At 70.5% G+C, this 19,931-nt stretch carries 17 protein-coding genes; 7 read left to right on the top strand and 10 right to left on the bottom strand.

Annotated elements, in window-relative coordinates; all coding sequences use genetic code 11:
- The first annotated feature begins 22 nt into the window (after positions 1–22).
- A complete protein-coding gene (locus IPJ78_15255; GenBank protein MBK7907900.1) occupies positions 23–1,213 on the top strand; it encodes an ABC transporter substrate-binding protein in 1,191 nt (396 codons plus the stop codon).
- On the top strand, positions 1,206–3,854 hold the full coding sequence (locus tag IPJ78_15250) for a response regulator (protein MBK7907899.1): 2,649 nt from the start codon (positions 1,206–1,208) through the stop codon (positions 3,852–3,854). The genes IPJ78_15255 and IPJ78_15250 overlap by 8 nt, the downstream gene beginning before the upstream one ends.
- On the opposite strand, the gene IPJ78_15245 is transcribed toward IPJ78_15250, so the two are convergent.
- From IPJ78_15245 to IPJ78_15235, 3 genes are read right to left on the bottom strand one after another with little or no spacing between them, the layout of a single operon-like run.
- Positions 3,814–4,419 (bottom strand): hypothetical protein, encoded by a 606-nt coding sequence (locus IPJ78_15245; GenBank protein ID MBK7907898.1) that lies wholly within the window; start codon positions 4,417–4,419, stop codon positions 3,814–3,816. The two genes, IPJ78_15250 and IPJ78_15245, sit on opposite strands and share 41 nt — an antisense overlap.
- Entirely contained in the window at positions 4,419–5,021 is a 603-nt protein-coding gene (locus tag IPJ78_15240) for a zf-HC2 domain-containing protein (GenBank protein ID MBK7907897.1), read from the bottom strand. Before IPJ78_15240 ends, IPJ78_15245 begins: the two co-directional genes overlap by 1 nt.
- On the bottom strand, positions 5,014–5,571 hold the full coding sequence (locus IPJ78_15235; GenBank protein ID MBK7907896.1) for an RNA polymerase sigma factor: 558 nt from the start codon (positions 5,569–5,571) through the stop codon (positions 5,014–5,016). Before IPJ78_15235 ends, IPJ78_15240 begins: the two co-directional genes overlap by 8 nt.
- Before the next feature lie 49 nt (positions 5,572–5,620).
- Here IPJ78_15235 and IPJ78_15230 point away from each other — a divergent pair, with 49 nt between their 5' ends.
- The 3 genes from IPJ78_15230 to IPJ78_15220 are packed head-to-tail and all read left to right on the top strand — an operon-like array spanning position 5,621 to position 9,084.
- Positions 5,621–6,310, top strand: coding sequence for a glycerophosphodiester phosphodiesterase (locus IPJ78_15230; GenBank protein ID MBK7907895.1), 690 nt, complete (start codon positions 5,621–5,623; stop codon positions 6,308–6,310).
- A gap of 39 nt (positions 6,311–6,349) precedes the next feature.
- Entirely contained in the window at positions 6,350–7,801 is a 1,452-nt protein-coding gene (locus IPJ78_15225; GenBank protein ID MBK7907894.1) for an amidohydrolase family protein, read from the top strand.
- Positions 7,801–9,084, top strand: coding sequence for an amidohydrolase family protein (locus IPJ78_15220; protein ID MBK7907893.1), 1,284 nt, complete (start codon positions 7,801–7,803; stop codon positions 9,082–9,084). Before IPJ78_15225 ends, IPJ78_15220 begins: the two co-directional genes overlap by 1 nt.
- Positions 9,085–9,157: 73 nt before the next feature.
- Here IPJ78_15220 and rpmA read toward each other — a convergent pair whose 3' ends face one another.
- From rpmA to IPJ78_15190, 6 genes are all read right to left on the bottom strand, one after another.
- Positions 9,158–9,424, bottom strand: coding sequence for a 50S ribosomal protein L27 (rpmA, locus tag IPJ78_15215; protein ID MBK7907892.1), 267 nt, complete (start codon positions 9,422–9,424; stop codon positions 9,158–9,160).
- A 16-nt stretch (positions 9,425–9,440) separates the two neighbouring features.
- Positions 9,441–9,758, bottom strand: a complete 318-nt coding sequence (gene rplU, locus IPJ78_15210) for a 50S ribosomal protein L21 (GenBank protein MBK7907891.1) — start codon at positions 9,756–9,758, stop codon at positions 9,441–9,443.
- A gap of 143 nt (positions 9,759–9,901) precedes the next feature.
- Entirely contained in the window at positions 9,902–10,846 is a 945-nt protein-coding gene (locus IPJ78_15205) for a c-type cytochrome (GenBank protein ID MBK7907890.1), read from the bottom strand.
- A 12-nt stretch (positions 10,847–10,858) separates the two neighbouring features.
- Complete coding sequence (locus IPJ78_15200) at positions 10,859–12,484, bottom strand: Rne/Rng family ribonuclease (GenBank protein MBK7907889.1); 1,626 nt, start codon at positions 12,482–12,484, stop codon at positions 10,859–10,861.
- Between the two features lie 285 nt (positions 12,485–12,769).
- A complete protein-coding gene (locus IPJ78_15195) occupies positions 12,770–13,987 on the bottom strand; it encodes an acyl-CoA dehydrogenase (protein MBK7907888.1) in 1,218 nt (405 codons plus the stop codon).
- Positions 13,988–13,996: 9 nt separating this feature from the next.
- Positions 13,997–15,649 (bottom strand): alkaline phosphatase family protein, encoded by a 1,653-nt coding sequence (locus IPJ78_15190; protein ID MBK7907887.1) that lies wholly within the window; start codon positions 15,647–15,649, stop codon positions 13,997–13,999.
- Positions 15,650–15,758: 109 nt separating this feature from the next.
- Between IPJ78_15190 and IPJ78_15185 the strand changes: the two genes are divergently transcribed.
- Positions 15,759–16,778, top strand: a complete 1,020-nt coding sequence (locus tag IPJ78_15185; GenBank protein MBK7907886.1) for a DUF4956 domain-containing protein — start codon at positions 15,759–15,761, stop codon at positions 16,776–16,778.
- Positions 16,775–17,830, top strand: a complete 1,056-nt coding sequence (locus IPJ78_15180) for a hypothetical protein (GenBank protein ID MBK7907885.1) — start codon at positions 16,775–16,777, stop codon at positions 17,828–17,830. Before IPJ78_15185 ends, IPJ78_15180 begins: the two co-directional genes overlap by 4 nt.
- Before the next feature lie 13 nt (positions 17,831–17,843).
- Here the strand turns inward: IPJ78_15180 and IPJ78_15175 are convergent, their stop codons facing one another.
- Positions 17,844–19,928, bottom strand: coding sequence for an ATP-dependent DNA helicase RecQ (locus tag IPJ78_15175; protein ID MBK7907884.1), 2,085 nt, complete (start codon positions 19,926–19,928; stop codon positions 17,844–17,846).
- Positions 19,929–19,931 lie beyond the last annotated feature (3 nt).

The raw sequence follows: 19,931 nt of genomic DNA, 5'->3' as shown, positions 1-19,931 counted from the left end.
CCCGACAGTAGATTGCCATCCGATGCCCATCGCCTTCCCATCGCCCGAGCGCCGTCGTGCGGGTCGCGCGAACCTCCAAACCCCACTCCTGGCCGCGTCGCTGCTCGCGAGCGCGGTGGCCTGCGGCCGGACCGAGTCCCCCGAACTGCGCATCGGCATCGTGGTCCTCTCCGAGGGGCCCCTGACCCCGATCCTCGGTGTCCCCGGACGGCAGGGGGCCGAACTCGCCGTCGACGAGATCAATGCGGCCGGTGGCGTGATCGTGAACGGGGTGGCGCACCGGATCACGCTGCGGGTCCAGCCGAGCGCCTCGCGACCCGACGCCGCGGCCTCCGCCGTCGCGGCGTTGATCAACATCGACAGCGTCGATGCGGTCATCGCGCCGCTGACGAGCGCACTCGCCGCCCCGGCCGCCGGCGTCGCGCAGGCGGCGAACGTGCTCTTCATCGCCCCGATGGCGTCCAATCCGGGCGTGACCGAAGGCCGTGAGGTCGCCTTTCGCCTCGCGTTCACCGATGCCTTCCAGGCGGAGCTGCTCGCCAACTTCGCCATCGACTCGCTCGCCATCCGGCGTGTCGCCGCCCTCGCCGACGAGGCCAGCGCGTACGGGCAGGAGATCGTGCGAATCTTCCGCACGCGATTCGAGGCGCGGGGCGGCCGCGTCGTCGCGGAGGAGCGTTTCGCGTCGGATGCGCCGACCGACTTCCGGCCGCAGTTGCGACGACTGTTGTCGCAACGCCCCGATGCGCTGCTCCTCCCGAACTACATCGGCTACGACTCGATCCAGGTGCGCCAGGCACGCGAGCTCGGGTTCACCGGCCGCTTCCTCGGCAGTGACAGCTGGGACCCGGGCGTCCTCGTCGATCTCCCGCTCGCGCGGGGCACCGTGGTCGTCGCCAACTGGGACGATCGTTCACCCGAACCGGAGGCACGCCGTTTCGTCGAGGCCTTCCGGAAGCGCTTCGTCGTGTCGCCGCGCACGGCGGCAGCCGCGACTTACGATGCGGTGCACCTCGTGGCCGCGGCCGCGTCGCGCAGCGCGGCGCACGACGGCGTCACGCTGGCACGCACCCTCGGGACCCTCGGGACGCACCGCGGAGCGAGCGCGCACTTCGCGTTCGACGGTCCCGGCGCGCCCCGCCGTGGTGCGGTCGTGATCGAGGTTCTCGAAGGCCGCGACACCCTCAGGCTGGTCACGCGGCAGGATGACTGACGGCGCTGACGCGAGACGGCCGATTGGGCCGTTCCGCCTGCCGCTGATCCTGCGGCGCAGTCTCCCTGCGCGACTCACGGCGGCGTTCCTCGCGGTCTCCATCACCGTTCTCGCGTTGGCGACCCTGGTGTCGTACGAGGTGGCGGAACGGGCCCTGCGGGCACGAGTGCTCGAACGGCTCGAGGGCGTGGCCGACGAGAACGAGCGCTCGCTGGCCGAGTGGCTCGATCGCCAGCGCCGCGGACTGGACTTCGCGGCGGGGCTGGCCAGCCTGCGCGCTGCGGTCGCGGAAGCGGACACGACCACGATCGCGGCGCTGCTGGACGATGTCGCCGGCGAACTCGTCGCTTCGACCGAGATCCAGCTCCTCGCCGTCCCGGGCGGTCGCGTCCTTGCGTCGACCGCCCGCCGCTCAGTGGGCGCCTTCGCCGTCGCCGAGCGGTTCTACCTCGAAGGGCAGAAGGCGCCCTACACACAGACGGTCTATCCCCACTCGGTGACCGCGGCCCCGACGCTGAGCCTGGCCACGCCCGTCCGCGCCGGCGACCGCACGGTCGCGGTGCTCGCCGCGCACCTCGACCTCGCGACGGTCGACACCGTGCTCGCGACCCGCCCCGGGTCCCTGCCCATCGTCGCCTTCCTCGTCAACAGCACGTACCAGTTCCTCAGCTCGACCCGCTTCGGCGCAGGCGCCGGGCCGCGGGGCGCGCACAGCATCGCGATCGATCGCGCCGTCGCGCGCGAACGCGGGAGCGGTCTCTACGAGGACCATACCGGCCGCGCGGTGCTCGGCGTCTGGCGCTGGCTGCCCCGACACGACCTCGCGCTGGTGGTCGAGGCCCCCCGCGACGCGGCGTTCGCGCCGATGCGGCAGCTCCTGCTCGGCACCCTCGCCACCGGGCTCGCGGCGATCCTGCTCCTGACCCTCGGCGTCGTCGCGATCACGCGTCGCGCGACCGCGCCGATCCTCGCCGTCGCGACGGCGGCCGAACAGGTCGCCGACGGCGACTTCAGCGCCACCGCGACCGTGGACTCGGAGGACGAGGTCGGTCGGCTCGCGGAACGGTTCAACGCGATGACGCGCCGCCTGCGCGACCTCGTGCGCGAACTCAACGCCCAGATCGTCACGACGCAGCGCGCGCTCGAGGAGGCGCGCGCGAGCCGCTCGCTGCTCCAGGACCTCGCGGACAACACGAGTGTGCTCATCGGGGTGCTGGGCCTCGACGGGACGGTGCGTCTCGCGAACGCGCAGCTGGAGACACTGCTCGGCCGCGAGCGGTGGAGCGTGCAGGGACGTCCCCTCCGTGACTGCCTCGACGCGGAGACTGCCGCGCGCCTCATGCCCGTGATCGACGACGTCATCGCGGACGGCCGGACGGCCGAGATCGAGCTGATCCTCGGTCGTGAGGCGGACCAGCACCTGTGGCAGGCGACCGTCGTGCTGCTCCGCGACGGGCGACGGGAACCGTACGCCATCGGCCTGCTCGCCACCGACCTCACCGAGCGCGCCCGCGCCGAGGAGGAGCGGCGGCAGCGCGATGCGACGGTGCAGCAGGCGCAGAAGCTCGAGAGCCTCGGCATCATGGCCGGCGGTATCGCGCACGACTTCAACAACATCCTCGGCGCGGTGCTGGGCAACGCCGATCTCGCGCTCGACATGCTCGACGACCGTGAGGCCGCGCGCACCGCGCTCGAGCAGATCACCGCGGCCGCACGGCGCGCGGCCGACCTCACGCGGCAGATGCTCGCGTATGCCGGCCGCGCCAGCCTCCGGCGCGATGTCATCGACATCCGTGACGTCCTAATCGACATCGTCGCCCTCGTGCGCGCCGCACAGCCGAAGAAGGTGGCGTTCATCACCGAGCCGATGCTGGAGCCCCTCTGGGTCGAGATCGACCCCTCGCAGCTGTCGCAGGTGGCGCTCAATCTCCTCACGAACGCCGCCGAGGCCATCGGCGATCGTTCCGGCACGGTGCGACTCGCCGCGCGGTGGGAGCGCTCGGAGCACGGCGCGGGATGGATCCACTTCTCGGTCGCCGACGACGGCGCAGGCATGCCCGCGGAGGTCCGGCGGCGGATCTTCGAACCCTTCTACACCACCAAGCGCTCAGGGCGCGGGCTCGGGCTCAGCGCCGTCATGGGCATCATCCGCTCGGCTGAGGGACAGCTCGAGCTGCACAGTGCGCCGGGCGAGGGCACGCGCTTCGACATCCGTCTCCCCGCCGCGATGCCACCAGGATCGCGCCCGCCCGGCCGCGGCTCCGGCGAGGTGCAGGCTGCCGGCGCGACCGTGCTCGTCATCGACGACGAGGAGTCACTGCGGCGCGTGGCGCGGCGCGGGATGGAGCGACGCGGGTTCGTGGTCCTCGAGGCACCCGATGGCGAGGAGGGGCTCGCGATCTTCGATGCCCATCGCGCGCAGGTCGCCCTCGTCGTGCTCGACCTCACGATGCCCGGGCTCGGCGGCATGGAGGTCCTCTCGCGTCTGCGCGAGCGGCGGCCCGACCTGCCCGTCATCATCGCCAGCGGCTACGCCGAATCGAGCGCCCCCGGCATCGCCTCCGACCCGCGCGTGCGCTACCTGCAGAAGCCCTTCGGGATCAAGATGCTCCTGCGGGCGGTCGACGAACTCCTCCTCTGATCCCGCCCCCCGGCGGCCCGAGCGCGCCGCCGGGACGCCGGACACCACCGGGGGCCGCGCCCTCCCCGCCCGGTCCCGGTCGGCCACCCTGATCGCGCATCTCCTCCACGCGTCGGCGGATCTGCTCCTGCATCCCGAAGTACCGCGCGCGCTGCTGCGGCGTCATGAAGGTCGCGAGTTCGCGCTGTTCCGCCTCGAGCAGGTCCACACGCTGCCGCTGGATCTGAAGCATCTGGTCGATCAGCCGCGAGACCTGCGCCTGTCGCGACGTGTCGGCCAGCTCGAGTTCGTCCCGGATGCCGAGCCGCACCTGCCGCTCGCGCACGAACAGGTCGCGCTGTTGCTGCTCGAACTTCCGGTTCGCCACGCCGAGCTTGCGCATCTGCGCATCGGTGAGCCCCACCTGACGCTGGATCACCTGCGCCATGCGCTGCCGCACGCGCTGTTCGAGCAGGTCGCGTTCGGCCGGCGGCGGAGGCGTCGGCTCCTGGGCATGGAGCGCGGGAGCGGCGAGGCCCACCGCCAGTACACCCGCGAGGATGAGGGACCGCCATGCGGTGCGCATCAGTACGCCTCCGGCGTGTCGACGATCGGCTGACGCAAGGTGGACGGCTCCGCGTTCACCGTAGCCTCCACCCGCTCGAGTTCGGCGAGCAGGATCGAGAGATCGTCGCTCGAGAGGTCGACGAGTCCTTCGCTCACGGCGAGACTGGACGGACCGGCCGGCGCCGGCGGGGTGTCCGCCACGACCGCCCGGATCGTATCGCCCCCCACCGGCGCCACCGCATCCGGCCCGCCGCGGCCGAGCGCCGGGATGGTCAGCGACACGACGATGAGCAGCGAGGCCGCGGCCGCGAGGAACTGACGCGAGCGCCAGACCGGCGTCTGCGGCGCGGCGTTCGCCCGGGGCGCCGCCGCCGTCGCGCCCCCGCGCTCGACGCGGAGGACGGGCGTTCCGGTCACCGCACGCGTGATCGCCGCCACATCGACCTTCGGCGCACGCGCCGAGAGCACCAGCCGCGAGGTCTCCAGCACCGCGAGGTCGGCCGTGCAGGCCGCGCAATCCGCGACGTGCGCGCGCAACGCGGCCGCGTCTGCCGGCGACAGCCTGCCATGGGCCAACTCCGGCAACCGGTCGCGCATCGTCTCGTTCAGGCAGTCAGTCATCGCTCAAGTGCTCCTTGATGATCCGCATCGCGTTGTGGTAATGCACCCGGCAGGCGCCTTCCGTGCTCTCCACCACCTTCGCGATGTCGTTGTACGCCATCCCCTCCGTCACCCGCAACGTGAAGACCTCGCGTTGCATCGGGGTCAACCGCCCCACCGCAGCTTGCACCCGCTGTGCCGTCTCCTCGGCCACCAGCCCGTCCAGGGCGTCGTACCCCACGACGGCGTGCCCTTCGTCGAGTTCGACGCTGTCCTTTCGTCGTCGTTCGCTCCGTTTCCGGTCGAGCACGAGGCGCTTGCAGATCGTGAACAACCAGGTCCGCAACGAACTGTCGGCGCGAAAGCTGTCCAGCGACTGGAACGCCCGCACGAACGTGTCCTGCACCAGCTCGTCGATCCCGTCCCGTTCACCGAGGCTCGCCGCGAAGCGGGCCAAGGGTTGGGCGTGCCGTTCCACCAGGGCGCCCGCGGACCGCTGGTCGCCCCTTTGCCACCGGGCGATCAGCTCCGCATCCGTCGCGTCGAGGGTCCTGGTGGTGGGATCGCCCATGCGTTCACCCGATGAGACGCCGGCACCGCACCGGCGTTAAGATTGCGGGGTGACCAGACCTGAGATCGTGGCGCACCGGGGCGCCTCCCGCGAACGCCCGGAGAATACCCTCGCCGCCTTCGCCCGGGCAGTGGAGCTCGGAGCCGACGCGGCGGAGCTCGACGTCCACCGCACCGCGGACGGGGTGATCGTGGTCCACCACGACCCCGAGATCGCCGGGGCGGGCGCCATCAGCGGCTTGACCGCCGCACAGGTCGCGGCACTGCGGGTCCGGGGGGAGGCCATCCCCACCCTCGCGGAGGTGTTCGCCGCGGTCAGGGACCGGCTCCGCCTCTATGTGGAGCTCAAGGGCGGCGACACGGTACCCGGCGCCCTCGCCATCATCGCGACCGACCGCGCAGCCGGGACGCACCGGGTGGATCGCAGCGCGGTCCATTGCTTCGACCACCGCCTCGTCGCCCAGGCGGCAGCCCTCGATCCGTCGGTCGCCCGCGGGGTCCTCGAGGTCAGCTATCCGGTCGATCCGACCGCCGCGGCACGTCCGATGGACGCGCGCGACCTCTGGCGCCATCGCGACTTCATCGACGAGCCCTTCGTGCGCGCGGCGCACGCCGAGGGACGTCGGGTCGTCGCCTGGACGGTGAATGACGCGGCGCAGATGCGGCGCTTCGCCGCGTGGGGTGTCGATGCGATCTGCACCGACGACGTCGCCCTCGCCCGAGAGACCCTCCGCCCGTAGCTTCAGCCCCTCACTCCCTCGCTCGAGGAGCTCCAACTGATGCGTCCCACGAGACTCCTGCTCGCGCTCACCGTCGGCGGGTGCGCCAGTGCACCCGCCGTCACCACGCCGGCGCAGGCCCCGGTTCCCGCCGCCACGGCCCCGGCAGCCGCCGCGGAACGCCCGGCAGCCGCGCTCCCCGCGGGCGCCTTCTCACGGCCCAACGCCGATCCGTTCCCGAGCACCTACACGCCGTTCCCGTCGCGGCCGACGGTCATCCGGAACGTGAATATCCTCACGGCGGCCGGACCCCTCATCCGGAACGGCGCCGTCCTCATGGTGGACGGCAAGGTCGCCGCCGTCGGCGCGAGCGTGAATGCACCGGCGGATGCGATCGTCATCGATGGCCAGGGGAAGTACGTCACGCCGGGGCTCATCGACACGCACTCCCATCTCGGCGTCTATCCTTCGCCCAACACCGCCGCGCACCAGGACGGGAACGAGGCGACCGCCCCCGTGACCGCCCATGTCTGGGCCGAGCACTCGGTCTGGCCGCAGGACCCGCAGTTCCCTCGCGACCTCGCCGGTGGGACCACGACCATCCAGGTGCTCCCCGGCTCCGCGAACCTCATCGGCGGCCGCAGCGTGACCCTCAAGGTCGTGCCGTCGCGCTCGGCGCAGGGGATGAAGTTCCCTGGTGCGCCGTACGGGCTCAAGATGGCGTGCGGCGAGAACCCGAAGCGCGTCTACGCAAGCCGCGGCCCCTCCACGCGAATGGCGAACGCCGCGGGGTACCGCGCCGCCTGGATCGGCGCCGATGCATATCGTCGGCGATGGGATGCGTGGCTCGCGAAGCCCGAAGGCGACCCACCGACGCGGGACCTCAACAACGAGACGCTCGCCGAGGTCCTGCGTGGCAACATCCTGGTGCACAATCACTGCTACCAGGCCGATGAGATGATGCAGATGATCGACATCGCGAAGGAGTTCGGCTACCGCATCCGCTCCTTCCACCACGGCGTCGAGGCGTACAAGATCGCGGACATCCTCGCGCGCGAGGGCATCTCGGCGTCCATCTGGTCCGACTGGGGTGGGTTCAAGATGGAAGCGCTCGACGGGGTGAAGACCAACGTCGGCCTCGTGCACGTCGCCGGCGCGCGCACCATCGTCCACTCCGACGATGCGTCCTACTCGCAGCGGCTCAACCAGGAGGCGGCCAAGTCGCTCGCCGCGGCGCGCGCGATCGGCCTGGCCATCTCCGACGAGGACGCGATCCGCTGGATCACCATCAACGCCGCATGGGCCCTGGGCATCGAGCGCGTGACCGGCTCGCTCGAAGTAGGCAAGAACGCGGATCTCGTCCTCTGGTCGGGCCATCCGTTCTCCGTGTACACGCGCGCCGAGAAGGTGTGGATCGATGGCGCGATGCTCTACGACCGCGCCGACGCGACCCAGCAGTGGCGCACCGACTTCGAACTCGGCTACGTGCCGAACGCCGGGGGGATCCGCTGATGCGCGCGCACCTGTGGGTCCTCTCGCTCGCCCTCGCCGCCTCCACCGCGCGCGCGCAGACGGTCGCCATCATCGGGGGCACCGTGCATCCCGTCAGCGGTCCACGGATCGAGAACGGCACCGTGCTCATCCGCGATGGCAAGGTCGTCGCCGTCGGCGCCGACGTCGCGATCCCCGCCGACGCGCGCCGCATCGACGCGCGCGGCAAGTGGGTGACCCCCGGCTTCATCAATGCCGCGACCACGCTCGGACTGAGCGAGGCGGGCGACCCGCAGTTCTCCGGCGGCTACAACGACGGCGGCGCACGCGGCGCGCACGGGATCAATGCGTCCTTCGACGCCTGGAAGGGCCTGAACCCCGCGAACACCTTCATCATCCCGGCGCGGCACGAAGGGGTGACGTCGGTGGTCGTCGCACCCGGCAGCGGCATGGTGGCCGGGCGGATGGCGCTGATCGACCTCATCGATGCGACGACGCCGACCGAGATGCTCCGGAAGGGGCCCGCGGGGATGGTGGGGGACTTCGGCAACCCGGGGAACGGGGAGGCTGGGGCCCGCGCCGAGTACTGGGCCAAGTGGCGCACGCTGCTCGACGATGTGAAGGCATACCAGACGCGCCGCGCGGCGTACGAGATGGGGAACTCGCGCGAACTCGCCGCGCCGCGGAGCGAACTCGAGGCGCTCATCCCGGTCGTCACCGGGCAGCTGCCGCTCGCGCTGAGCGTCGATCGCGCGTCGGACATCCTGGCGGCGCTGGCCTTCGCCAGCGAGTACAAGCTGCGCCTGTGGATCGTCGGCGGCGCCGAGTCGTGGATCGTGGCGAAGGAGATCGCCGCCGCGCGGGTGCCGGTCTTCACGGGTGCGATGAGCAACATCCCGGGTGACTTCGCGTCCCTCGGCCAGCGGCAGGAGACCGCCGCCCTGCTGCGCGCCGCGGGCGTGACGGTGGTGCTCATCGGCAACGGGCCCGGTGGTCCGGGCGACTTCAATGTGCGCAACATGCGGCAGGAGGCCGGGAACGCGGTCGCCTACGGCCTGACCTGGGAGGAGGCGCTGCGGGCGATCACGTTGACGCCCGCGGAGGTGCTGGGGGTGGCGGACCAGATCGGGGCGATCGCCGTCGGCCGCGATGCCAACGTGGTCGTCTGGAGCGGCGATCCGTTCGAGTTCGGGTCGGTCGCGGAGCAAGTGTTCGTGCGCGGGCGTACGTTCGCGACGAAGAGCCGCCAACAGCAGTTGACGGAGCGGTACCTGACACTGCCACCCGCGTATCGGCGTCCCTGAGAGCCGACGGCGGAAAGACAGAACGCCCCCTCGCTGGAGAGCGAGGGGGCGTTCGTCACATCGGCGGCCGCGTTCAGGAGGCGGCGGTGGCCGGGTAGACCGAGACCTTGAAGCGCGCCTTGGACTTGTGCTCGAACTTCACGACTCCCTCGATGAGGGAATAGATCGTGTAGTCGGTGCCGAGTCCGACGTTGTTGCCCGGATGCCACTTCGTGCCGCACTGGCGGACGATGATGTTGCCGGGGATGACGCGCTCGCCACCGAACTTCTTGACGCCGCGGTACTGCGGGTTGGAGTCGCGCCCGTTGCGCGAGGAGCCTACGCCCTTCTTATGTGCCATGGTATCCTCTCCCCGGTCAGCCGAGGGTGATGTCGCGGATCCGGACCTCGGTGTACCCCTGCCGATGGCCCTGCTTCTTCGCGTAGTTCTTGCGGCGCCGGAACTTGAACACGACGATCTTGTCGCCGAGCCCATGCTTGACGATCTCGGCGGTCACCGAGGCGCCCTTGAGGGTCGGGACCCCGACCTTCACGTTGCTCCCGTCGGACCCGAGGAGGACGTCGTTGAACTCGACCGTCGCGCCGGCGTCACCGATGAGGGTGGGCAGGCGAAGGGTCGTGCCCTTCTCAGCGCGGAACTGCTTGCCGCCGGAGCGGAAGATTGCGTACGACATGATCACGGCTCTGGAATGCGGTTTTCGATGCGAGCCAAGAATAATACGGGGGTCACCCGGTGGGGTCAAGTGGTTGGGATTCGGCACTTTGAGGGGATTCCCCCCGGCCGTTTCGCCGCCCGGCGCGACGCCGAGCCCGCCCACTACCGCTTCGGGCCCGTCCGGCGCTGCGCGCGCGCGGCCCGTGTCTCGTACGCCGCGTCCGCCGGTGCGTCCCCGTTGGGCCAATCGTTCACCTTGCCCGCGAAGTCGGGCCGTGGCTGGGCATTCACGTACGCGGCCACGTCATGGGCCTGTTGCGGTGTCAGGGTGCCGGGGCGGTCGTAGGGCATCGCCGCGCGGATGAAGTTCGCCGCGATCGAGACGCGCGCCATCCCGGCGCCGATGTTGTAGCTCCGGGGTCCCCAGAGCGGGGGCGTGCGCGGGAGCCCCGGCGCCGACGGTGGCCCGCCGTTCCCGTTCGCCCCGTGACAGCGCGCGCATTCGGCCGCGTACACCGCGCGACCGGCCCCCCGGTCCGGCGCGTGCCCTTCGAGGGCCGGCAAGCCCTGCCCCTCCGTCTCCCGACCGATCGGTGTGCCGCGCGAGAGCCACGTGAGGTAGGCGACGATGTCCACGAGGTCGCGCGCGCCACGCGCCGGCGGCGTCGCATTGAGGCTTCGTGCGAAGCAGCCGCGCACCCGTTCCTCGAGGCTCACCATCGCGCCGGAGCGCGCCCGGTACTGCGGGAACCGCGCCGCGACGCCGACCCAGGGCATCACGTTCGCTCGGGTCCCCCCGTCCAAATGGCAGCTCGTGCAGCGCAGCGCGCTCCGCACGGTCCGCGGGAAGGAGTCGCGCGTGGAGGCGACGAGCGCGCGTCCGCGACGGATCGAGCGGCCGGCCGGCCCCTCGGGGATGGTGAGGGTGTCGGGCACGATGAACGGCGCGCGCTCGACCCCGCCCGACTCGGCCTGCGCCGCCGCGTTCGCGGCGCCGGCACTCACGGTGCGGACGAGGCCCTCATCCGGGACGTTCGCCGGCGCGCGCACGACGTCGCACGCCGCGAAGACGACGCACCCCGCGAGGGCCACCAGGCGCCGACGCATCCGCACCGTCCGTCAGGCCACCGCGTACTGACTCGTGATGTCCCGCCCGGCGCCCTTCACGACGAGCTTGAACTCATCGGGCTTGAGGAGCGGGTCATCGCGCATCTCGAGCGAGAACCCGACCCCCTTCTCCAGGCGCTTCACGAGGTCCTTCTCCTCCTCGAGGACGTACATCGCCGTGTCGGGATGGAGCTTGATGATCACCGCATCGCGACGGCCCTCGCTCGCGAGGCGGCGCACCGCACGCTCCATCCGTCGCACGATCGTCTCGGCGGTGAAGACGCGCCCCGTCCCGTTACAGGTGGGACAGGCTTCGGTCATCGCATGGAAGTGGCTCTGTCGGACGCGCTGGCGGGTCATCTCGATGAGCCCGAGGTCGCTCACCGCGAAGGCCTTCGTGCGCGCGCGATCGCGGCCCAGGTGCGTGCGCAGCTCCTGCAGCACGCGATCCCGGTTCGCCTTCGTCTCCATGTCGATGAAGTCGCAGACGATGATGCCGCCGACATCTCGGAGGCGGAGCTGCCGCGCGATCTCCCGCGCCGCCTCGACGTTGGTCTTGGTGACGGTCTTCTCCGGGTCCTTCTTGCCGGTGAACCGTCCCGAGTTCACGTCGATCGAGACGAGCGCCTCGGTGGGTTCGATGATCAGGTACCCACCGCTCGGGAGCTCGCACCGCCGCTTGAACAGGTCGCGGATCTCGGTCTCCACGCCCTCCTTGTCGAAGAGCGGGATCTTGTCCTCGTAGAGGTTCACGCGTTCGATGAGCTCCGGCGCGATCCCCTGCAGGTACTCGACGATCTCGTTGTAGACCTGCTTGGAATCGACCGTGAGCCGGTCGACCTTGGTCGAGAACAGGTCGCGGATGATGCCGCGCGTGAGCGACGTCTCGCGGTGCAGCAGCTTGGGCGGGTTGCCCACGAACTTGGTCTTCTTGTTGATCTTCTGCCAGGACGTGATGAGGGTGTTCAGCTCCCGGCTGAACGTCTCCTGCGTCACGTCCTCGCCCACCGTCCGCACGATGACACCGCCCGAATCCTTGGGCAGCACCTTCTGCACCTGCTCGCGCAGGCGTTGGCGCTCGGCACGCTCGCCGATCTTTCGGCTCACGCCGACGCGCGAGGCGAAGGGCATGTAGACGAGGAACCGGCCCGCCATCGAGACCTGCGCGGTCACGCGCGGGCCCTTCGTGGAGATCGGCTCCTTGGACACCTGCACGATGAGCGACTGCCCGCGCTTGAGCACGTCCTCGATCTTCGGCGGGTCCTTCCGGCGCCGGCGCCCACCGCGACGCGGCTTCCGCGCCGGCTTCTCGGCCTGCGCCTCACCCGAGGCGGCCGCCTCGGCGTCGTCCGCCTCGCCGCCCTCGTCCTCGTCGTCGCCCTCCTCGTCGTCGTCCTCATCGCCGTCCTCGTCGTAGACGAGGTCGGAGTTGTGGAGGAAGGCGCTCTTCTCGGTCCCGATGTTCACGAAGGCCGCCTGGAGTCCCGGCAGCACCGCTTCGACCTTCCCGAGGTAGATGTCCCCGACCATCCGCTTGTTTTCCGGACGGTCGACCTGCAGTTCAACGAGCTGTTCGTCCTCGATGATCGCGACGCGCACTTCGCGCTGCGTCGCGCTGATCAGGATCTCGCGCTTCATGGGTCAGAGTGGCTGGTGAGCCCCCACCCCCGTCCCGGATCGTCCACACGGCGGCCGCCCGGTCGTCCGCCATCGGCCACCCCTGGGGGGCGGTCGATGCGACCGGGACAGTTCGGCTCCGCGTGCGATCCATCATCGCTGGGACCTGGGCAAGAGATGCCCGGACGCTCGTTCCGGGCAGACAATGCGCCCCGCGGACGGCCGGGGCGCTGACAGTGTTTCGTGCCAATACAGTTACCACGCGGCGCCGGGGTTCGCAACTTCCCGGCGCCGTCCTGCGCCGGCTCAGAGCGTCAGGCCCTTGAGCAGGTGACGGGCGATGACCATGCGCTGGATCTCCGACGTCCCCTCGCCGATCTCGCCGATCTTCGCGTCCCGCATCATGCGCTCCACGGGATAGTCCTTCGTGTACCCGTAGCCGCCGTGGAGCTGGATCGCCTTGATCGTGTTGCGCATCGCGAGCTCCGAGCAGAAGAGCTTCGCCATGGCGGCCTCCTTCGAGTACGGGTGCCCGTGCTGCGAGAGCCAGGCCGCATGATACACCAGGTGGCGCCCCGCCTCGAGCTCGGTCGCCATGTCCGAGAGCTGGAAGTGCACGCCCTGGAACTCGGCGATCGCCTTGCCGAACTGCTTCCGCTCGCTCGTGTACTTCACGGCCTCGTCGAACGCGCCCTGCGCCACGCCGAGCGACAGCGACGCGATGCCGATGCGCCCGGCGTCGAGCGTCTTCATGAAGTTGACGAACCCCCGCCCCTCCTCGCCGATCCGGTTCTCGATCGGCACCTCGACGTCCTCGAAGATGAGCTCCCGGGTGTCGGAGGCGCGCCAGCCGAGCTTGTCCTCCTTCTTGCCGGAGCGGAAGCCGCGCATCGCGCCGATCGAGGGGTCGTGGCCGATGCCGAGGTCCTTCACGCGATCCAGGTCGCAGGTGTCCTTCGTCAGCACGAAGCTCGAGATGCCCTTGGTCCCCTTGGTCGGATCGGTGACCGCCGTGATCACGAAGCTCTCGCCCACGCCGCCGTGGGTGATGAACCGCTTGCTGCCGTTGATGACATAGTGGTCACCCTTCCGGACGGCGGTCGTCTGCGTGCCACCCGCGTCCGACCCGGCCCCCGGCTCGGTGAGTCCGAAGCCGCCGAGCACCTTGCCGCTCGCGAGCCGCGGCACGAACCGCGCGCGCTGCGCATCGGTGCCGAAGTTGACGATCGGCGAGGTCCCGAGGGTGGTGTGCGCCGAGATGGTGATCGAATGCGAGGCGCAGACGCGCGCCAGCTCCTCGATGGCGATGATGAAGCTGATGGTATCGAGCCCCGACCCGCCGAGCTCCTCCGGCCACGGGATCCCGAGGAGGCCGAGGTCGGCCATCTTCTTCACGTTCTCCCAGGGGAACTCCTGGGTGTCGTCGAAGCGGCGCGCGACCGGCGCGACCTCCTCCTGTGCGAAGGCACGCACCATCTCCCGCGTGGCGAGATGGTGCTCCTCGAAGTAGATGCTGTCGTGCATGCGGGGGGACTAGGGGGAGGGAGGCTGCAGGACCTGCGGGAGCACGTGCCCGTCGAGCCGCTCGAGCGGACGGATGCCCAGGAGTGCGGCGAGCGTCGGCGCCATGTCGACCACCCGCGCCGCCGGGAGCGTCCCCGGCCGGATGCCCGCGCCGAAGAACAGCACGGGGACGCGCGCGTCGTAGTCGTGCGGCGAGCCGTGCGTGGCCGTGTTGCCGCGGCCGAAGTAGCTGTACGGCGTGAGCGTGATCGCGACGCCGACCTCGCCACCGGGCCGGAACATGTGCAGCCAGCGCCGGGCGATCGCGTCCTTCGTGGTGTCGGCGCGCGCGAGGTCGTCGATCACGTCGGCCCGGAGCACACCGGGGACCTGCGCCGCGGCCTTCGCGAAGGCCCGGAGCACCTCGAGCATCTGCCGCTGCTTCGCGGCGGGGATGCGTGCGCGGTCGACGTCGAGCGTCTGCCCGTCGAAGGCGAACGCCTCGGGATCGAGCGCGTGTCGCGCGATGAGCGGCGCGACCGCCTGGAACGCGGGATCGAAATCGTCGCGGAAGACGCGCGTCGCCTTGGCGTTGTCGCCCCAGGCCGACCTCACGTCCGGACTCGGCGCCACGCCATGGTCGGCCGTGAGCGCCACGAGGACGTTGTCGCGTCCGCGGAGCGCGAAGAGCGAATCGAGGAACACGCCGAGCGCGCGGTCCAGTCGCAGGACCTGGTCATGCAGCTCGCGCGAATCGGGGCCCCAGCGATGCCCGACGGCATCAGTGGTCGAGAGCGAGACGGCGAGCAGGTCGGTCTGCGGACCGCTGCCGAGGTCGAGCGCTCGCACCCCGCGCCAGGCGAGATCGAGCGTCAACTGGTCCATCGCCGGGAAGCCGATGACCTGGTTCCGCGCACGGAGCGTGTCGTCCGCCAGCACGTGCGGGAACAGCACCTCCCCGCTCATCACCTCGCCCGCGGTGGAGTCGGCCTCGGGATACGCCGACTCGGGGAGCAGCGGCGTCCAGACACTGCCGGCATGCCGGGTCATGACCCGATCCTCCGCATTGAACGCGCGGACCCAGGTCGGCAGCGTGTCGGCGTACCAGGTGCTCGTGGTGAACTTGCCCGAGGCCTGAGCATACCAGAACACCGGGAACTTCCCGCGACCGATGGGGAGGATGGCGCCGCGATCCTTTCGCGACACGGAGAGGACGCGCGTGCGCGCGTCAGCGGCGGCCATCCAGTCGGCCAGCGTCGTGCCCTGGAAGCGGAACGGCGAGGCCCCGATGCCGTCGGAGTCCACCAGCGGCGCCTCGGCGGTGTTCACGCCGGCCGAGTTGCTCGCGATGCCGGTCGAGTACGGGAAGCGCCCCGACATCGTCGACGCATGTCCCGGCGCCGTCTCGGTGATCGCATGGTCGTGCACGCCGGCGGGCGCGAACGCCCCGCCATCGACGAGCATCCGCAGGCCACCGGTGAGCTGGTCGTGCCAGCGGACCAGGTAGTCGGGGCGCAGCTGGTCGACCGTGATGAAGAGCACGAGGCGCGGCTTCGCGCGGACCGTGCTGGGCGCTCCCGCGGACGTGGCCGCCCCCGGCGCGCCGCGCTGCGCACAGGCCACGGAGGGGGCCGCGAGTCCGAGAACGACCGAGAGGAGGCGGAGCCGGTAGGAGAGGCGCACGTCGGAGGGGGTGGAGGACCTCGGAAGATACCCTCGTGAGGGCCTCGCGGTGCAGTTGCCCTCTGCCTCGGAAGGCCACAGTTTCCGCCCGTCTCCCCTCCCTACCGCAATGCCCCCCCTGTCCCAACTCGGCATCTGGCGCAATCTCGTCGCACGCACCGCGGTGTTCTACGTGGTGATGGGCGCGATCTTCTATTGGGCCCGCGACCTCGTGCCCGCGGACGCGGGCATCTTCAGCGGCGAAAGCGTCCGCGACTTCGCGGCCGGCCGCGCCGGCGGGGCAGCCCCGATCTCCGCCATGCCCACCGCGCTCGCGACGATCATCGCGATGCTGACCGCCTTCGTCACGGCCCTGCCGGTGGCCTGGGTGTACACCCTCACGCGGCGCAAGAAGGGCTTCCAGCAGTCGGTGGTGCAGACCTACCTGATCCTCCCGGTCGTCGCGGCGGCGATCGTCGTGATGGTGAAGACGTCGCTCGCGCTCGCCTTCTCGCTCGGCGGCATCGTCGCCGCCGTGCGGTTCCGCACCTCGCTGGATGACAGCAAGGATGCGGCCGGCATCTTCGTGGTGATCGGCATCGGCATGGCCGCTGGCGTGGCCCCCGAGGTCGCGTGGGTGATCTCGGTCGGCTTCAACCTGCTCATGCTGGTCCTCTGGTGGACCGACTTCGGCAAGCCGGTGGCGCTCGAAGGGAAGGCGGCGGAGCGGAAGCTCGAACGAGCGCTCGCGACGGCCAATCGGACGGGGATGTTCCTCGCCCGGATGGACGACGAGGTGCTCAAGTCGATGTCCTCGTCGCAGCTCGAGGCACTGGCCGACCGCGCCTGGCGCCGGCGGAAGCGCAACGACCCCGACCTCGCCGAGGAGGATTCGGGGACGGCGGAGCGGCCGCACTACGAGCGCATGCTGCGACTGCGCACGGTCGACGTGGAGCGTGCGCGCGAGCTATGCGAGCAGAAGTTCGACGGGCTCTTCCGGCACTGGAAGTACCTGGGCAGCGTGAAGGAGAACGACCTGCGTGTCCTCGAGTACGGCGTCACGATGGCCGACACCGTCACCCCGGGCGTCGTCAGCGACGACCTCGGGGCGATCCCCGACTCGCCGCTCCGCGGCGTGGAGCTCCGATGATCCGTCCGTCCATCCGCGCCTTGTGGCGCACGATCCTCCTCGCCCTCGCCCTCACGGTCGCCGCGCCGCGCGGGCAGGCGCAGGCGCTCTTCCGGGACGAGGCGCCGGTCTCGCTCACGCTGACGACGAACCTCCGCGACCTCATGCGCGAGCGCGACTCGACGGAGTTGCGATGGTTCGCGACCGAGATGAGCTACACCGACGCGGCCGGCCGCGAGCGAAAGGTCCCGGTGGAGCTCCGTGCGCGCGGCCACTTCCGCCGGCAAGCGCGGAACTGCGTCTTCCCGCCGCTCTACATCCGCGCCACGCGCTCGTCGCGCGACAGCACGATCCTCCAGGGCAACCCGCGGCTGAAGATCGTGACGCCATGTCGGCCGGCGGCCGAGGACTACCAGCAGTACATCTATCTCGAGTACCTGATGTACCGCACCTACGCGGTGATCAACCCGCAGCTCCATCATCGGACCCGGCTGGCGAACATCACGTACAGGGATTCGACCGATCGCGTGAAGCCGATCACGGTGACCGCCTTCTTCCTCGAGATCGAGGAGGAGGTCGCGGACGAGGCGAAGCTCGAGTACAGCGAGACCACGGGGGCGCTCTTCGCCGACGTCGTGGCGCAGGATCTCGATCGCCTGTCGATCTGGGAGTTCTGGATCGGCAACACCGATTGGTCGGTCGCGGCACTTCACAACATCGAGCTCTTCCGCAACGCGGCCGGCGACTACATCCCCGCCGCCTACGACTTCGACTGGTCGGGCGCGGTGAATGCGCGCTACTCGTTCCCCAACCCGTCGCTGGGGATCCGCACGGTCCGGGAACGACTGCACCGCGGGCCCTGCCGGACCGCGGCGGAATGGGCCCCGACCATCGCGTACTACCAGTCCAAGCGAACGGCGGTGGATTCGGTGTGGGCTTTACCGATCGCCGGGCTCGACCCGAAGCGCCGCGACGACAGCAAGGCGTACCTGGACCAGCTCTGGCCCATCCTCACCGACGCGCGGCGGTTCGAGCGGATGGTCGTGAACCAGTGCCAGAAGCAAGGGAACTGAGCAGACGGAAGGATCACAGCGCGGTCAGGGTGTCGAGGAACTCCTGACCGTAGCGTTCGAGACGCGATGGACCGACACCATGCACGCGGGCGAGGGCCGTCAGCGTGCGTGGTCGCGCCTTGACCATCTCGCGCAGTGAGCGGTCCGGGAAGACCACGTAGGCAGGCACTCCCTCCTCCTTCGCGAGGCGACCACGGACCGCCTTGAGCGCGTCGAGGTGCTCGATCTCCTCGCGCGTGAGGGGCGCGTCGGTGGCGCTGCCCGCGGCGCCGGGCGACTTCCTCGTCCCGCTCCGCGCGCCCTTGGGCGCCGTTCGCGCCCCCCGGGCGCCCTTGCCACCAGACACGCCCTCGCTCGCCTCGAGCTTCTCTCCCGTGCAGTTGTCGCACCCGTCGCACTTCGGGCGCGCGGCGGGATCCCCGAAGTAACGCAGCACGAAGGCGCGGCGGCACTGGTCGGTGTAGGCGTACTTCTGCATCATCTCGAGCTTGCGAAGCTCACCGCGACGCCGTCGCTCGAGGCCGGCCCAGTCGATCGGCCAGGCTCCGACCTCCTTCCCGGGATCGGTCACGGTGATCCCTTCGCCGAGGCGGCGCCAGACGATCATCTGCCGGTCCTGCAAGGCATCCAGCAGCGCCTGTGCGCCCATGGGACCGCCGAGGCCCGGCGGCAAGGCCTCGAGGTCCGCGACGATCCCGAGATGCAAGCGCTCACCTGCGCGCTTCCAGAGCGAACGGAGCAGCGCCAGCTCGAGCCCGTGCTGGTCCTCCGTCAGTTCCGCCTTGATGCGCGCCGGCGTGGCGAGGAGGCGGACCTGCGCCTGCACGCGCGACGCATCGGCCACCGCGAGTGCCCCGCCCTTCGCGAGGATCCGCAACGCCGACTCCGCCTCGCGGTCGCTGACCTTCCCACGAGCCTCCGCCGCGATCGACGCCGGTCCGTCCTCCACGAGGCCGTCGCGGTCCGCCATGCGCACGCAAGCGTCGTAGACCGCGGTCACGACCGCGCGGTCCGGGAGTGCGCCGTTGATGAAGAACTCGTGCGTGAACCTGTCCGGGAACGCGTGCAGGAGGATCGCGGTCGCGGGGTGCCGGTCGCGGCCGGCGCGCCCCGCCTCCTGGTAGTACGCCTCGAGCGTTCCCGGCATCGCGTGGTGGACGACGAGCCGGACGTTGGATTTGTCGATCCCCATGCCGAACGCATTGGTGGCGACGATCACGCGCGACCGCTCGGTCATGAAGGCATCCTGCACCTCGGCGCGATGCTCGTCGTCGAGGCCCGCGTGATAGGCGATCGCCTTCACCTTCGCGTGCTGCAGCATCGTGGCGATGCGTTCGACGGTCTTCCGCGTGCTCGCGTAGACGATCGCCACGCCGTCCTCCTGCCGCGTGCGGAGCAGGTCGATGAGCGTCGCGTCCTTGGCGGCATCGTTCCGGGTGGCGATGACGCTGTACGAGAGATTCGTCCGGTCGAATCCCGTGAGGATCAGCGCGGGATCCTGCAGGGCGAGCTGGCGCGCGATGTCCTCGCGGACCTCCGGCGTCGCCGTCGCGGTGAGCGCGACGGTCGGCGGGGCCCCGAGTGCCTGGCGCACGTCCTTCACGCGCAGGTAGCTCGGCCGGAAATCGTGCCCCCACTCGCTGATGCAGTGCGCCTCGTCGACTGCCAGCAGGCGCACGCCGACCGCACGCAATCGCTCGGCCGTCTTCCCGAGGTCGAATCGCTCCGGCGCGACGTACAACAGCTTCACCTCGCCGCGCTGGACGCGGGCCATGCGCTCGCTCACCTCGGCGGCCGAGAGCGTGCTGTTGACGAAGGTCGCGGGCAGTCCCCGCGCGACGAGCGCGTCGACCTGGTCCTTCATCAGCGAGATGAGCGGCGAGATGACGACGGTGAGCCCGTCGAGCATGAGCGCCGGCACCTGGTAGCACAGCGACTTGCCGCCGCCGGTCGGGAGCACCACGAGGGTATCGCGCCCCTCGAGCACCGCGCTCACCGCGTCAGTCTGCCCCGGACGGAAGTCGGGATAGCCGAAGCAGTCACGCAGGAGGGCGCGGGCCTCATCGAGGCGGGGCGAGACGGCGAGGGGGGAAGGCACGGC

The organism is Gemmatimonadota bacterium, from assembly GCA_016714015.1.
GTDB lineage: Bacteria > Gemmatimonadota > Gemmatimonadetes > Gemmatimonadales > Gemmatimonadaceae > Pseudogemmatithrix.
The sequence above is the reverse complement of the archived record's forward strand: the minus strand, read 5'-3'. Positions and strand labels throughout refer to the sequence as shown.

What these genes read in the sequence shown, in the direction of transcription:
- IPJ78_15245 (MBK7907898.1), bottom strand. Translation starts at nt 4,419, where the DNA reads ATGCGCACCGCATGGCGGTCCCTCATCCTCGCGGGTGTACTGGCGGTG.
- rplU (MBK7907891.1), bottom strand. Translation starts at nt 9,758, where the DNA reads ATGTCGTACGCAATCTTCCGCTCCGGCGGCAAGCAGTTCCGCGCTGAG.
- IPJ78_15240 (MBK7907897.1), bottom strand. Translation starts at nt 5,021, where the DNA reads ATGACTGACTGCCTGAACGAGACGATGCGCGACCGGTTGCCGGAGTTG.
- IPJ78_15220 (MBK7907893.1), top strand. Translation starts at nt 7,801, where the DNA reads ATGCGCGCGCACCTGTGGGTCCTCTCGCTCGCCCTCGCCGCCTCCACC.
- rpmA (MBK7907892.1), bottom strand. Translation starts at nt 9,424, where the DNA reads ATGGCACATAAGAAGGGCGTAGGCTCCTCGCGCAACGGGCGCGACTCC.
- IPJ78_15195 (MBK7907888.1), bottom strand. Translation starts at nt 13,987, where the DNA reads ATGCACGACAGCATCTACTTCGAGGAGCACCATCTCGCCACGCGGGAG.
- IPJ78_15180 (MBK7907885.1), top strand. Translation starts at nt 16,775, where the DNA reads ATGATCCGTCCGTCCATCCGCGCCTTGTGGCGCACGATCCTCCTCGCC.
- IPJ78_15250 (MBK7907899.1), top strand. Translation starts at nt 1,206, where the DNA reads ATGACTGACGGCGCTGACGCGAGACGGCCGATTGGGCCGTTCCGCCTG.
- IPJ78_15200 (MBK7907889.1), bottom strand. Translation starts at nt 12,484, where the DNA reads ATGAAGCGCGAGATCCTGATCAGCGCGACGCAGCGCGAAGTGCGCGTC.
- IPJ78_15185 (MBK7907886.1), top strand. Translation starts at nt 15,759, where the DNA reads ATGCCCCCCCTGTCCCAACTCGGCATCTGGCGCAATCTCGTCGCACGC.
- IPJ78_15225 (MBK7907894.1), top strand. Translation starts at nt 6,350, where the DNA reads ATGCGTCCCACGAGACTCCTGCTCGCGCTCACCGTCGGCGGGTGCGCC.
- IPJ78_15235 (MBK7907896.1), bottom strand. Translation starts at nt 5,571, where the DNA reads ATGGGCGATCCCACCACCAGGACCCTCGACGCGACGGATGCGGAGCTG.
- IPJ78_15205 (MBK7907890.1), bottom strand. Translation starts at nt 10,846, where the DNA reads ATGCGTCGGCGCCTGGTGGCCCTCGCGGGGTGCGTCGTCTTCGCGGCG.
- IPJ78_15255 (MBK7907900.1), top strand. Translation starts at nt 23, where the DNA reads ATGCCCATCGCCTTCCCATCGCCCGAGCGCCGTCGTGCGGGTCGCGCG.